16 protein-coding genes are annotated in these 12,599 nt (G+C 72.1%); 11 read left to right on the forward strand and 5 right to left on the reverse strand.

The window, feature by feature from the left end; translation table 11 throughout:
- The first annotated feature begins 75 nt into the window (after nt 1-75).
- From ASC76_RS05695 to ASC76_RS26065, 3 genes are read left to right on the forward strand one after another with little or no spacing between them, the layout of a single operon-like run.
- A complete protein-coding gene (locus tag ASC76_RS05695; protein ID WP_056463809.1) occupies nt 76-537 on the forward strand; it encodes a universal stress protein in 462 nt (153 codons plus the stop codon).
- Nucleotides 534-1,373: a universal stress protein gene (locus tag ASC76_RS05700; protein WP_056463813.1), complete on the forward strand. Its 840-nt coding sequence runs from the start codon at nt 534-536 to the stop codon at nt 1,371-1,373. The genes ASC76_RS05695 and ASC76_RS05700 overlap by 4 nt, the downstream gene beginning before the upstream one ends.
- Nucleotide 1,374: 1 nt before the next feature.
- Entirely contained in the window at nt 1,375-2,145 is a 771-nt protein-coding gene (locus ASC76_RS26065) for a potassium channel family protein (protein ID WP_235580364.1), read from the forward strand.
- A 4-nt stretch (nt 2,146-2,149) separates the two neighbouring features.
- Here ASC76_RS26065 and ASC76_RS05710 read toward each other — a convergent pair whose 3' ends face one another.
- The gene (locus ASC76_RS05710; protein WP_056463814.1) at nt 2,150-3,505 is read right to left on the reverse strand and encodes an MBL fold metallo-hydrolase RNA specificity domain-containing protein; all 1,356 of its coding nucleotides are present in this window, start codon (nt 3,503-3,505) and stop codon (nt 2,150-2,152) included.
- A 123-nt stretch (nt 3,506-3,628) separates the two neighbouring features.
- Between ASC76_RS05710 and ASC76_RS05715 the strand changes: the two genes are divergently transcribed.
- From ASC76_RS05715 to ASC76_RS05725, 3 genes are all read left to right on the forward strand, one after another.
- Entirely contained in the window at nt 3,629-4,252 is a 624-nt protein-coding gene (locus ASC76_RS05715) for an exopolysaccharide biosynthesis protein (RefSeq protein WP_162247061.1), read from the forward strand.
- Nucleotides 4,253-4,430: 178 nt separating this feature from the next.
- Entirely contained in the window at nt 4,431-5,162 is a 732-nt protein-coding gene (locus ASC76_RS05720; protein WP_056463822.1) for a response regulator transcription factor, read from the forward strand.
- A 4-nt stretch (nt 5,163-5,166) separates the two neighbouring features.
- Nucleotides 5,167-7,272 carry a PAS domain S-box protein gene (locus tag ASC76_RS05725; protein ID WP_056463825.1) on the forward strand — a complete coding sequence of 702 codons (2,106 nt, stop codon included), beginning with the start codon at nt 5,167-5,169 and terminating at the stop codon, nt 7,270-7,272.
- A 4-nt stretch (nt 7,273-7,276) separates the two neighbouring features.
- Here the strand turns inward: ASC76_RS05725 and ASC76_RS05730 are convergent, their stop codons facing one another.
- The gene (locus ASC76_RS05730; protein ID WP_056463828.1) at nt 7,277-8,074 is read right to left on the reverse strand and encodes a Crp/Fnr family transcriptional regulator; all 798 of its coding nucleotides are present in this window, start codon (nt 8,072-8,074) and stop codon (nt 7,277-7,279) included.
- Nucleotides 8,075-8,331: 257 nt separating this feature from the next.
- Here ASC76_RS05730 and ASC76_RS05735 point away from each other — a divergent pair, with 257 nt between their 5' ends.
- On the forward strand, nt 8,332-8,799 hold the full coding sequence (locus ASC76_RS05735; RefSeq protein WP_056463832.1) for a hypothetical protein: 468 nt from the start codon (nt 8,332-8,334) through the stop codon (nt 8,797-8,799).
- 74 nt (nt 8,800-8,873) lie between these two features.
- Here ASC76_RS05735 and ASC76_RS05740 read toward each other — a convergent pair whose 3' ends face one another.
- Together ASC76_RS05740 and ASC76_RS05745 are read right to left on the reverse strand one after the other, a co-directional pair.
- Nucleotides 8,874-9,254 (reverse strand): TraR/DksA family transcriptional regulator, encoded by a 381-nt coding sequence (locus ASC76_RS05740; RefSeq protein ID WP_056463835.1) that lies wholly within the window; start codon nt 9,252-9,254, stop codon nt 8,874-8,876.
- A gap of 40 nt (nt 9,255-9,294) precedes the next feature.
- A complete protein-coding gene (locus tag ASC76_RS05745) occupies nt 9,295-9,837 on the reverse strand; it encodes a universal stress protein (RefSeq protein WP_235580365.1) in 543 nt (180 codons plus the stop codon).
- A 73-nt stretch (nt 9,838-9,910) separates the two neighbouring features.
- On the opposite strand from ASC76_RS05745, the gene ASC76_RS05750 reads away from it, so the two are divergent.
- Both ASC76_RS05750 and ASC76_RS05755 read left to right on the forward strand, forming a co-directional pair.
- A complete protein-coding gene (locus tag ASC76_RS05750) occupies nt 9,911-10,513 on the forward strand; it encodes a hypothetical protein (RefSeq protein WP_056463839.1) in 603 nt (200 codons plus the stop codon).
- Nucleotides 10,514-10,636: 123 nt separating this feature from the next.
- Nucleotides 10,637-11,071 carry a DUF3597 domain-containing protein gene (locus ASC76_RS05755; protein WP_056463842.1) on the forward strand — a complete coding sequence of 145 codons (435 nt, stop codon included), beginning with the start codon at nt 10,637-10,639 and terminating at the stop codon, nt 11,069-11,071.
- On the opposite strand, the gene ASC76_RS05760 is transcribed toward ASC76_RS05755, so the two are convergent.
- On the reverse strand, nt 11,061-11,840 hold the full coding sequence (locus ASC76_RS05760) for an exodeoxyribonuclease III (RefSeq protein WP_056463844.1): 780 nt from the start codon (nt 11,838-11,840) through the stop codon (nt 11,061-11,063). The genes ASC76_RS05755 and ASC76_RS05760 overlap by 11 nt on opposite strands.
- Nucleotides 11,841-11,969: 129 nt before the next feature.
- Here ASC76_RS05760 and ASC76_RS05765 point away from each other — a divergent pair, with 129 nt between their 5' ends.
- Both ASC76_RS05765 and ASC76_RS05770 read left to right on the forward strand, forming a co-directional pair.
- Nucleotides 11,970-12,152: a hypothetical protein gene (locus ASC76_RS05765; protein ID WP_056463847.1), complete on the forward strand. Its 183-nt coding sequence runs from the start codon at nt 11,970-11,972 to the stop codon at nt 12,150-12,152.
- A 111-nt stretch (nt 12,153-12,263) separates the two neighbouring features.
- Nucleotides 12,264-12,569, forward strand: a complete 306-nt coding sequence (locus tag ASC76_RS05770; RefSeq protein WP_056463850.1) for a hypothetical protein — start codon at nt 12,264-12,266, stop codon at nt 12,567-12,569.
- The last annotated feature ends 30 nt before the right edge of the window (nt 12,570-12,599 follow it).

The following is a 12,599-nucleotide window of genomic DNA, read 5'->3' on the forward strand; positions in this document are numbered from 1 at the left end:
TGCCGCTTGCGCTCCGTCAAAGCGGGGCGCAGTTGCGCGCTCTATCGTGACGACGAACCCTCACAGGAGTCCGTCATGTACCAACGCATCCTGGTGCCCTTCGATGGCAGCCCCACCTCCACCCGGGGCCTGGACGAGGCGATCGCGCTCGCCAAACTGACCGGTGCGCGGCTGCGGCTGCTGCACCTGGTGGACGACCTGGTCTACGCCTCCGGCTTCGAGACCGGGGCCGTCTACCTGTCCGACGTGCTGCCGGTGATGCGCCAGGCCGGCCGGACGATCCTGGCCAACGGGCGCGACCGGGCGCAACGCGCCGGCCTCGAGGTCGACACCGAACTGGTCGAGGGCATGGGGCCGCGCCTGGCCGAGGTGGTGGCCGAGCAGGCCGCCACCTGGGGGGCCGACCTGATCGTCATCGGCACGCACGGCCGCCGCGGCGTCGGCCGCATGCTGCTGGGCAGCGATGCGGAGCAGGTGCTGCGCAGCGCGCCCGTGCCGGTGCTGCTGGTGCGGGCGCCTGCCGGCGTGACGCCATGAGCACGCTGCGCTCAATCCTCGTGCACCTGGATCCGTCGCCGCGCAGCACGCGGCGGCTGCTCCTGGCCCGCGAACTCGGGGCGCGGCACGGCGCCAGCGTCACCGCGCTGTATGCGAGCACGCCCAGCGCGCTGAGCGCGCCGTACGTGCTCGACGCCGGTCCCGGCGATCTGATGGCGATGCTGCAGCAGCTGGACATCGACTACCGCGATGCCGCCCGCGAACGCTTCGACCGCGCGTCGGTCAGCGACGCTGCGCCCGTGGCCTGGCGCGAGCTGGAATCCGAGCCGCTGATCCCCGGCTTCGCCACGCAGGCGCTCTGGTCCGACCTGATGGTGCTCGGCCAGTTCGACCCGTCCGACCCGATGACCAGCGGCGTGTCGGCCGACTTCGTGCCGTCGGTGCTGCTCGCGAGCGGGCGGCCGGCGCTGATCGTGCCGTTCATCGACGTCCGCGAACCGGTCGGCGGGCAGGTGCTGATCGCCTGGAAGTCGACCCGCGAATCGGCGCATGCCGTGTCGGCCGCGATCCCGTTGCTGCAGCGCGCGCACCAGATCCACCTGGCGCTCGCCGACGAGCCCGGCACCGAGCGCGCCCATGCCGATTCGCTGGAGGCCTACCTTCGCCGGCATGACGTGCACGCGCCGATCCAGCACCACCCGCTGAGTTCCGCTGGCCCGGCGGGCGATGCCCTGCTGTCGCTCGCGGCCGATGTCGGCGCCGATCTCCTCGTGATGGGCTGCTACGGCCACAGCCGCGCCCGCGAGCTGGTGCTGGGCGGTGCCTCGCGCACGGTGCTGCGCACCATGACGCTGCCGGTGCTGATGGCGCACTGACGTGCTTCGACTGCCCCCGATCGGCCGGGCCAAGCGGCTCGAATGGGTCGCGCTGCTCGCGACCATCCCGGCCTTCTACCTGGCCCTGCTGGCGATCCACCGCAGCGTCAGCACCTTGCTGTACCTGCTCGCGGGCGGTGCGACCCTCGTCGCGGCCCGGGCGTTCGCGCGGCGCCGGCGCGAGTCGCACCCCGGGGAGCAGGCGCCGGGCGCGCCAACCCGGACCACCGATCAGCTCGGCCTCGTGCTCGCCGCCGGGCTGTTCCTGTCCGGCGTGCTGCCCGGCGGCGGCGACGCCGACCTGCTCGTCGTGCGCCTCGGCACGGCCGCGCTGATCGTGCTGCGGCTCGCCGAGCCGGTGCTGCCGGCACCGTGGCGCGGCAACCTGCCGCCATTGCTGGCCCTGGGCATCAGCGTGCTGGCCCTGTGCGGCCTCGGCTTCTGGTGGCTGGAGCCGAAGGTGCTGACGTTCGGCGACGGCCTGTGGCTGGCCTTCACCACCGCCGCGACCGTGGGCTACGGCGACATCGTGCCGAGCACGCCGGCGGCCAAGATCTTCGCGGTGTTCGTGGTGCTGCTCGGCTTCGCGGTCTTGTCGCTGGTGACGGCGTCGATCGCGGCGCTGTGGGTCCAGACCGAGGAACGCCGCATCGAGCACGAACTGCTGCACGAGCTGCACCGCGAGCTGCACGCGATCCGCCAGGACCTCAACGCGCTGCGCCATGCCGCGCGCACGGAGCCCGCTGCGCCCCGGCCCACCGCGCTGCCCTGACGCCTCACAGCTCGAGCGTGTCGCGGTACTCCGGTACCGAGCACGGCCAGCGGTGACGCTCCTCGATCGCCTGGCGCAGCGAGTCGGCCGCGACCGGCTCGCCGTGCGTCACGAACACGCGCTTCGGCGCCGCGGGCAGCGCCGCGATCCACGCCAGCAGCTCGTTGCGGTCCGCGTGGGCCGACATCGAATCGAGCTGCGCGACCTCGGCACGGATCGGCACCTGCTGGCCGTGGATCTTGACCGAGGGCGCGCCGCCGACGATCGCCGCACCGCGCGTGCCGGCCGCCTGGTACCCGGCGAACACGATGCTGTTGCGGTGGTCCGGCGCGAACGCCTTGAGGTGGTGCAGAACGCGCCCGCCCGAGGCCATGCCGCTGGCGGAGATGATGATGGTCGGGTAGCGCATCTCGTTGAGCCGCTTCGATTCCTCGATGCTGCTGACGATGCGGACCTCCCGGCCGATCGACTCGCACTGTTCCGGCGTCAGCCGGTGTTCGGTCGGGTGGCTGCGGTAGATGCGGGTCGCGTCGGCGGCCATCGGGCTGTTCAGGAACGCGGGCAGGTCGGGGATGCGGCGCTGCTCGCGCAGCAGGTGCAGGCAGTACATCAGCGCCTGCGCGCGGCCGACCGCGAACGACGGGATCACCACCACGCCGCCTCGCGCCGCGGTGCGGTTGATGACTGCGGCCAGCTCGGCCAGGGGGTCCACTTGCGCGTGCACCCGGTCGCCGTAGGTCGATTCGACGATCACCGTGTCGGCGGCGTCGGGCAGCTCCGGCGGGCGCATCAGCAGGTCGTCGCCGCGGCCCAGGTCGCCCGAGAACAGCAGCGAGCCACCGTCCCACTCGACCCGCGCGCTGACCGCACCGAGCAGGTGCCCGGCGCGCCGGAACAGCACGCGCACGCCGGGAATCGGCTCGAAGACGTCGCTTACCGCCGTCGGCGTGAAGTGGTGCAGCGCGTCGCGCGCGTCCTGCTCGGTGTAGAGCGGCAGCGCCGGGTGATGCTTGGAGAAGCCGTGCCGGTTGGCATAGTCGGCCTCCTCTTCGAGCAGGCGGCCGGAATCGGGCAGCATCAGCCCGCACAGTTCACGCGTCGGTGCGGTGGCGTAGACGCGACCGCGGAAGCCGCGCTGCACCAGCCGCGGCAGGAAGCCGCTGTGGTCGAGGTGGGCGTGGGTCAGCACGATCGCGTCGATCTGCGACGGCTCGACCGGGAACGCGTCCCAGTTGCGCAGCCGCAGCTGCTTCAGCCCCTGGTACAGGCCGGCGTCGACCAGCAGGCGCCGGCCGCCGTGCTCGAGCAGGTACTTGGAGCCGGTCACGGTGCCGGTGGCACCGAGGAAGGTGAGTCGCATGCGACCTCCGCGATCGAGTGGATCGGGCCACGATAGGCAGGCGCGTCGGCGCGCCCCTTGATGCGCGTCAACGTAGCGCGCGGCCCGCTCGCCGGCGGTCCGCGGGCGTGTAGGCTGGGGCCGATGGATGAACGAGTGACCCGCGAATCGCCCTTCCTGCGCCACCTGGCGGCGCTGGCCGACGACCCGCGGCGCGAGCGCATCTCGGTGAGCGACGTGTTCAGCGCGGGCGGGCCGCACGGCGCGGTGGTCGCGCTGGTGCTGGTGTTCGCGCTGCCGAACGTGATCCCGGCACCGCCCGGCACCTCGGCCGTGCTCGGTCTGCCGCTGCTGCTGTTGACGCTCGAGTGGATGCTGGGGCGGGCGGCGTGGCTGCCGACTTTCATCGCGCGCCGCTCGATCGCGCGGCACGACTTCGCCGCGCTGCTGGCCCGCGCGACGCCGTGGATCGTGCGCACCCGACGCTGGCTCGCGCCCCGCCTGGACCTGCTGCTGACGCCGCTGGCCGTGCACCTGGCGGCCGCGCTGTGTGTGGTGCTGGCGCTGCTGATCATGCTGCCGATCCCGCTCGGCAACATGCTGCCGGCCTGGGCGATCAGCATCATCGCGGTCGGCGTCATCGGGCGCGACGGGGCGTGGGTGCTGGCCGGCAGCGCGACCGGCTTCGCGTCCATCGCGCTGGTCTGGAGCGTGGTCGTGGCGTTCGCGCAGGCGGCGCTGGCGGCGCTGCACCAGTGGCTGGGCTGAGAGCGGGCGCGAACGGAGCGCGGCGCCGCGCGGCCTCGTTTTCACTGAGCCCGGCGGCGGGGATCGGCGATGCGTGCGCCCATGGGTGACGCAGTGTCGGCCGCCGCCGCGGCTGCCCGCTTGACCCCCGTCAATGCTGTTACGCTCGCCCGCGTTGCTTGTGCTCCACCGAGAACCCATGAGCGCCGTCCACATCGCCATCCTCGACGACGAAGTCGAAATCACCCAGCTGCTGGCAGGGTACCTGCAGGGCCACGGCTACCGCATCACGCAATTGCACGACGGGCGCGCGCTGGCCGCGCTGATGCCGGCCGACCCGCCCGCGCTGGTGCTGCTCGACCTCGGCCTGCCCGGCGAGGACGGCTTCTCGATCGCCCGCCAGCTGCGCGAGCACTGGCGCTGCGGGCTGGTGATCATCACCGGCCGCGGCGACGCGGTCGACAAGGTCGTCGGCCTCGAGATGGGCGCCGACGACTACGTGACCAAGCCGTTCGACCTGCGCGAGCTGGCCGCCCGCATCAAGGCCGTGCTGCGCCGCCTGGCGCCGGCCGAGCCGAACGCGCCCGCCGTGGCCAGCGGCCCGGGCGCCGCGAACGTGCTCCAGTTCGCCGGCTGGCAGCTCGACCTGGATGCCCGCCAGCTGCTCGATCCGCGCGGCGACGACGTGGCGCTGACGACCGGCGAGTTCGATCTGCTCTGCGCATTCGCCAGGCAGCCGGGCCGCGTGCTCTCGCGCGACCAGCTGCTGGAGCAGACCCACCGCCGCGAAGCCGGCCCGTTCGACCGCACGGTGGACGTTCAGGTGGGCCGGCTGCGCAAGAAGCTCGGCGACGACGCGGACAACCCGAAGATCATCAAGTCGGTCCGGGGCGCCGGCTACATCCTCGTCGCGCCGGTGACCGCCGGTTGAACCCATGACCGAGCCCGCCGTGCCACCGCCGACGCCGTCCGCCCTGCCGGCCAGCATCGACGAGCGGACGGTCTTCCGCTCGCTGTTCTTCGCCTACCCGGATGCAATGCTGCTGGTCGACCAGAGCGGCCGCATCGTGATGGCCAACCCGTCGGCGAGCACCCTGCTCGGCTACGCGCCGGACGAGCTGATCGCCCTGAGCGTCGACGCGCTGGTGCCCGACGCGATCCGGCCGCGGCACGCCGAGTACCGCGAGGGCTATGCGCGCGCGCCGCGTGCCCGCCCGATGGGCACGCAGATGGAGCTGGTCGCCAAGCGCAAGGACGGCACCGAGGTGATGGTCGAGATCGCGCTGAGCCCGATGCAGGACCACGGGTTGCCGCTGGTCGTCGCGTCGATCCGCGGCATCGGCGCGTACCCGCGCGTCAAGCAGGCGCTGCAGCGGGCGCGCTACAGCGAGCATCTGGCGAACCTGGGCCGGATGGCCGTCGACGCGCGCGACCCGCAGGTGGTGCTGGACCAGGTGCCGCACATCGCGGCGGCGGCACTCGAGGTCGAGGTCGCGCGGGTGTTCCTGCTCGAGCCGGACCGCGCCGGCCTGCGCATCGCCAGCGGCGTCGGTCCCGTGCCCGGCGAGGAGGTCGGCACGCGCATCCCCTATCTGCCCGATTCGTCCCCCGGGCTGGTGCTGTCGATGCGGCAGCCGCTGCTGGTGCCCGACTACGTCAGCGAGCAGCGGTTCGTGGTGCCGCGTGCGTTCCTCGAGGCCGGCCTGCGCAGCGCGCTGGCGGTGCCGATCTCGGATCGCGGCCGGACCATCGGCGCGCTCACGGTGCGCTCGCGCACGGTCCGCGCGTTCGGCGAGGACGAGCTGCGCTTTCTCGAATCCATGGCCAGCCTGCTCGCAACCAGCCTGCAACGGGCCCAGTCGGAAGAGGCGCTGAACCATGCGCAGCGGCTCGAGAGCGTGGGCCAGCTGACCGGCGGCATCGCCCACGACTTCAACAACCTGCTGACGGTGATCCAGGGCAACCTGCAGGTGCTGGACGAGCTGCCCGCGAACGCCGACGACGCCTATCGCAAGCAGCTGGTCGCTGCGGCGGCCCGCGCGAGCCGGCGCGGCGCCGACCTCACCGGCGAGCTGCTGGCCTTCTCGCGCCGCCAGGTGCTGCAGCCGGCGCAGGTCGACGTCGGCGCGATGCTGCAGTCGCTCGCCGACATGCTGCGGCGCACGCTGGACCAGCGCATCCGCATCGAGGTGGAGCTGCAGTCGCCGCAGCCGACCGTGCTGGCCGATCCCTCGCAACTCGAGTCCGCGCTGCTGAACATCGCGATCAACGCGCGCGACGCGATGCCCGATGGCGGCCTGCTGCGGTTTCGGGCCGGCACCTGCGCGGCGCTGCCGGCGGAGCTGCGCGCCGAGCTCGACGACCCGTCGCCGCCGCCCGCGCAATTCGTCGCGATCGCGATCTCGGACAGCGGCAGCGGCATGACGGACGACGTCAAGGAGCGCGCCTTCGAGCCGTTCTTCACGACCAAGGACGTCGGCCGCGGCACCGGCCTGGGCCTGAGCACCGTCTATGGCTTCGTCAAGCAATCGAACGGCGCGATCACGATCGACAGCACCCCGGGCGCGGGCACCACGCTGACGCTCTACATCCCCGAGCCGCGCGAGGTCGCGGTCGCGCCACCGGCCGCGTCCGCCATCGGCCATGCGGTGCCGCCGGGGCTGCGCGTGCTGCTGGTCGAGGACGACGAGGAGGTGCGCACGATCATCCGCACCTTCCTGGAGACGCTCGGCTGCCGCGTGTCGGCGACCTCGAACGCCGAGGACGCACTGGCGGTGCTCAACGCGGGCGCGGCCATCGACCTGCTGCTGAGCGACATCGCGCTCGGCACCGGGATGCGCGGCACCGAGTTGGCGGCGCGGGCGGAACAGCGCATGCCGACGCTCGCGGTGCTGCTGATGTCCGGCTTCTCCGCCGAACTGCTCGAGGCCGACAGCGCCTCGCCGGCCAGCTGGGAGCTGCTGCGCAAGCCGTGCTCGCGTGACGAACTCGCGCAGGCGATCGGCGCGGCGCTGGGCGCGCGTCAGGCGCCCGGCGGCTGATCGTTCACTGCAGCATCGTCGCCGCTTCGGGCGCCAGGGACTGCTGCACGAACGCGGACAGCGCACGGATGTCGGGGATGCGGATGTCGCGGCGGCCCTTTTCCGGGAACGCGATGACCTGCCCGCGCGCCAGCTTCGACAGGGCGCGGCTCACGGTCTCGAGCGTCATGCCGAGGTAGTTGCCGATCTCGGCGCGCGTCATGCGCAGCGTGATCTGGTCGGCGCGCAGGCCGCGGCGGGCCAGCGAGCCGGCCCAGTAGTGCAGGAACTCGGCGACGCGCGCGTCGGCCGGCAGCGTGCACACCGACATCAGCGAGTTGCGGTCCTGGGCGATCTCGCGGCTCATCGCCTCGTGCAGCACGGTGAGCAGCGTGGGCTGCTGCACGCAAGCGGCCAGCAGCGCGTCATAGCGGATCGTCCAGACCTCGCCGGTGTCCATCGCGACCGCGTCGCACGAGTACTGGCCGTTGGCGATGCCGTCGAAGCCCAGCCAGTCGCCACGGAACTTGAGCCCGACCACCTGCTCGCGACCGTCCGACGTGAGGTTGACGATCTTGATGAAACCGGCGTTCAGCACGTATAGGTTGCCGAAGCGCTCGCCCGCCTGGTAGATCACGTCGCCGGCATGCACGACGCGGCGCTGGGGCGCCAACGCCGTGTTCAGCTGCCCGAGTGCGGCAATCATGCGCCGGCCGGCCTCGTCGTCGCGGCGGGCGGTCTCGATCGCGTCGGCGGAGCGCGTCATCGCGGCGCGGGGCAGATGAACGGGGGCGCTGGGGGTGGCGAGCGTGGTCTGGAGCATGGCGGGTTCCTCGGGTCGGTCGTTTTCGTGGCTTGCGGTGAATCCTAGGCAGCCGCCGGCAACGCCGTGAGAACCGCACGAGTCGGCGCGCAACGGTGTGTGAATGCTCTGTATCCGGCGTGTTTCCGCGGCCGGTTGCACTGCGAACCTTGACCCGCGTCAAAGGCCCGGCCGGCGACCCCGATAGGCTGCGACCGACGCATGCAAGCCGCTGACCGCCGTCGATGAAACCGTCCCCCGTCCCCGCTCGTCCGGCCGTGGCCGAACCGCTCGCCTCCGAGCCGCTCGCGGCCCTGGGCGCGGCGGCACGTGCGCTGCAGGCCGCCGAACGCGCGGGCGCGCCGCGACCATCGCTCAAGGGGCGGATCCTGGCGGTGCTGTGTGCCGCCGAAGAGGACGATCGCGTCGATGTGGCGATGATCGACCACGCCGCCACCGAACTCGGCGCGCGTGTCGCGCACATCCGCCCCCACCTGACCGAACACAGCGACCCGCACACCGTCGAGCTGACCGCGCAGATGCTGGGCCGGCTGTACAGCGCGGTGGTGTGCCTGGACATCGAGCCGCGCCTGATGGAACGCCTGGGGGCGGTGGCCGGCATCCCGATCCTGGGCGGCCTCGAGGATCCGGCGCACCCCGTGGCGCAGGTGGCTGCGCTGCTCGGCGACGGCAGCGACGCGCGCAAGTTCGCGCTCCAGGCGCTGCTGCTGCGCAGCGTTGCTTGACAGGCGCCAGGCGCGCGGGTCCGCGTGATCACCCTCGATACGGAGCCGGCGAACCCGGCCAGGCCGCAGGCTGATCAGTGCGCCCGTTCCGCCGCCGCTTCGTGCGCGGTCTGGCACGGCGCGCAGCGCGGGGCGGATGGCTGGACGCGCAGCCGCGGCGCCGGGATCGGCTCGCCGCAGTCCAGGCACTCGCCGTAGGAGCCGGCGTCCAGCCGCTGCAGCGCGGCCATCACGCCGGCCAGCTCGTCCAGGTCACGTTGTTCCTGGGCATCGTCCAGGTCGTCGAACTGGTGGCGGGCGGCCTCGTCCTTGCGGTCGCCGACCTCGCGCGTGTCGGGCAGGTCGGCCGCCTGCCGCGCCAGATGCGCAGCATGAACTTCCCCGCGCAGCGCCTGCAGGCGCCGGTTCAGTTGGTCGCGGATCTGGTTCAGGTCGGTGGGGGTCAGGGAAGGCATGGAAGGTCCTGTTCGATGGAGAAGTGATCGCCGGCGGTGGTCAGCCCGGCCCGGTCGCCGCGGCCGTGCGGACCAGCAGCACCGGCACGGGCGCTTCGCGCAGCACCGATTCCGCGTCGCTGCCCAGGGCCACCCGGGCGAGGCCGGTGCGGCCATGCGTGCCCATCACGATCAGGCCGGAGCGCGCGCGCGACGCCTCGTCGAGAATCTGCTCGGCCACACGCCGATTGGTGTCGCGCCGCACGATGCCCTCCGCCTTCACGCCGCCGGCCAGCGCCCGCTCGAGAGCTCGCGGCAGCACGGCCTCGGTGTCGACCCGAAAGTCTTCCGCGAGTTGCGCCGGCGGCGCGTAGACGAGCGACTCATCCGGCACGCGCGCATCGGCCACGTGCAGCAGCCGCAGCGCCGAGCCGAGGCCGCGCGCGAGCGCGATCGCTTCAATCAGCGCGCGCTCGGCCGCATTGCTGCCATCGACCGCCACCAGGATGGATTCGTACACGTGCGCTGCTTTCTTCCGCCCGACAGCGTCCGGCGCGGCTCCAGTGTGGCGAGCGGCCGGATTGCCGGTCTTGCGCTGGGTCAAGCCGGGGCGCGTCGGTGCTCGATAAGGTCGGTGCGTCGAGCAGGGGCCCGCGCGCTCCGGGGAGAGCCTCAGCATGTTTCGCCGTCCGTCACGCCACTTCGCCACGCGCTGCGCCGCGCTCGCGCTGCTGCTCGCCGCGATGCTGACCGCCGGCTGTGCCGGCATGCTGCCGCGCGCCGACAACGAAGCCCGCTCGCCGTTCGACAGCTACGCGGCCGCTGCATCCGCATTCGACCGCATCCTCGGCCACGAGACCACGGTCGCGCAGATGCGTGCGCTCGGCTTCGATCCCGCGGCGAGCGCGAACGTCACGGTGATCCCGTACCCGCAGCTCACTGCGCGCCTGTCGCCGGACCCGGGCGTGCCGTTCGAGGCGCTCGATCCGGGCATCCGCGAGTGCCTGCTGGCACGCCAGGCGTGCCAGGCCTACGAGTTCCGGTTCGGACGCGAGGCGTCGCGGCGGGAAGGCAACTTTCTCCTCGACTTCCTGAATTTCCGTCGCACCGCGCGGGTGACCGGCTGGCACTTCAACGGCCTGGTGGCGGTGCGCGACGAGGTCGTGCTGTTCCGCAGCTACGGCGGCGAGCCGCACGGGGACCGGGTCGAGCGCCAGGTCAATCCGCTCGGGCCGCTGCAGCCTGCCGGCGAGGCCGCGGGGCAGTTGCTGCGGCGTTGAGCCTCCGCGAGCGCCGGCGACGCGGCAGGCGCGCGCTCCTACAAGCGTGCGGGCCGGCGTCCGCGTGCGCGCCCGCGCGCGCACCGCGGAACATGGCGACTCCCGCATTCACAAGGAACCACCATGGGCATTCTCAGCAACATCCTCGCCAAGATCTTCCCGTCGCACACCGGTGCGGCGAACGCCGGCACGACGACCACGGCGCAGGGGCCCTCGACACCACCGAGCGCCGGCACTGCACCGACGACCAGCACCTCCGGCACGACGGCTGCCGCCACACCCGCAGTGAAGCCGATGGCCGAGGTCGACGTCGAGCAGATGCTCAACGGCATGGCGCAGAACGCGGGCGAGAAGCTGAACTGGCGGACGTCGATCGTCGACCTGATGAAGCTGCTCGGGCTCGACAGCTCGCTGGCGGCGCGCAAGGAACTCGCGCAGGAGCTGCACTACAGCGGCGACATGAACGACTCGGCGGCGATGAACATCTGGCTGCACCGCCAGGTGATGAACAAGGTGGCCGCGAACGGCGGCAAGGTGCCCGCCGATCTCAAGGATTGAGTTCGATCCACGCCGGCGCATGGTCGCTGGCGCCTTCGATGCCGCGCATCGCGGCATCGACCCCGCAGGCCGCGAGCCGGGGCTGCACACTGCGGCTCAGCAGCAGGTGATCGATGCGCAGGCCCGCGTTGCGTGGCCAGCGGTTGCGGCGGTAGTCCCAGAACGTGTAGCGCGGCGGGCCGTCACGTGCGGCGCCGAGGGCATCGACCCAGCCCTGCGCGAGCAGGCGTCGCCAGGCGGTGCGCGCGGCCGGGTGTAGCAGCGCGTTGTCACGCCAGCTCGCGGGCGAATAGATGTCCGCCGGCTCGTCGGTCGGCACGACGTTGAAGTCTCCCGCCAGCACCACCGGGTGCCCGCTCTCCCACAGCTCCGCCCCGTGCAGCAACAGGCGCTCGAACCACGCGAGCTTGTAGTCGAGCTTGGCGCCGGGCGCCGGATTGCCGTTGGGCAGATAGAGGCAGCCGACGATCACGCCCTCGACGGCCGCCTCGACATAGCGCGCCTGCCGGTCATCCGCAGCGCCTGGCAGCGCCCGGCGGACCGGCACCGGCTCCGCGCCACGCGCGAGGATGGCCACACCGTTCCACGTCGCCTGCCCGACGACCAGCGCGCCGTAGCCGGCAGCCTCGAGCTCGGCGGCGGGGAAGCGCGCGGTCGTCAGCTTGAGCTCTTGCAGCGCGACGACGTCGGGCCGCGTCGTTTCCAGCCAGGCCAGCAGCAGCGGCAGCCGCGTCGCGATGTTGTTGATGTTCCAGGTGGCGATGCGCACGCCGGCACCTTAGCCGAAGCGTCCGCCGCGTTCGCGTATCGCCGAATTCCTCCAACCGCGAGGGTCGGCGTCCGACACGCGCGCCTGTTTCAAATCACTACGATTTCGGTCGAAAGGACGCGCTGGCCCATGACCAAGAACGAGTGGATCGCATTCTTCGCCAACGAAGTGATGGTGTATGCCGAGCCCGGCGTGTCGCACAAGCTCGCCCGCGCGGTGGCCGGCGAGCGGTGGGCGGCGCGCCGGCACGACAACCCGAGCAAGGTCGCGCGCCAGTGGATCACTGAGAGCGGTCGGCGCATCCGGCACTGACCGAACGCATGACGGTAGGACGCGTACTACGCGCTCGCCACTGATTGTCCGCTGCCCCCGGGCGCGGCGATTGCCTACCGTCAGGACTGTCATTCACCAGGAGCCGAGACCATGATCGAAACGACATCCGCCACGCCCGGCACCACTGCCGCCAACCTCGTCGACAAGGCCGCCGACTCCGCCACGCGCGCGGTCGACGCCACCAAGGCGGCGACCACCGCAGCGCTCGACAGCGTCTCCGACAAGGTCGAGACGGTGCGCGGCAAGCTGTCTCCGGCGCTGAACAACGCGTCGGCGCCCCTGGATTCGCTGATCGAGTACACGCAGCAGCAACCCGTGCGGGCGCTGCTGGCCGCCGCCGGCGTGGGCGCCGTGCTGATGGCCATCATGCGGCCGGCGCGCCGCGTGCGATATTGACTGTACGAATCCACAGTAGCATGGCGGACC

It is taken from the genome of Rhizobacter sp. Root404, assembly GCF_001425865.1.
Lineage (GTDB): Bacteria > Pseudomonadota > Gammaproteobacteria > Burkholderiales > Burkholderiaceae_C > LMDS01.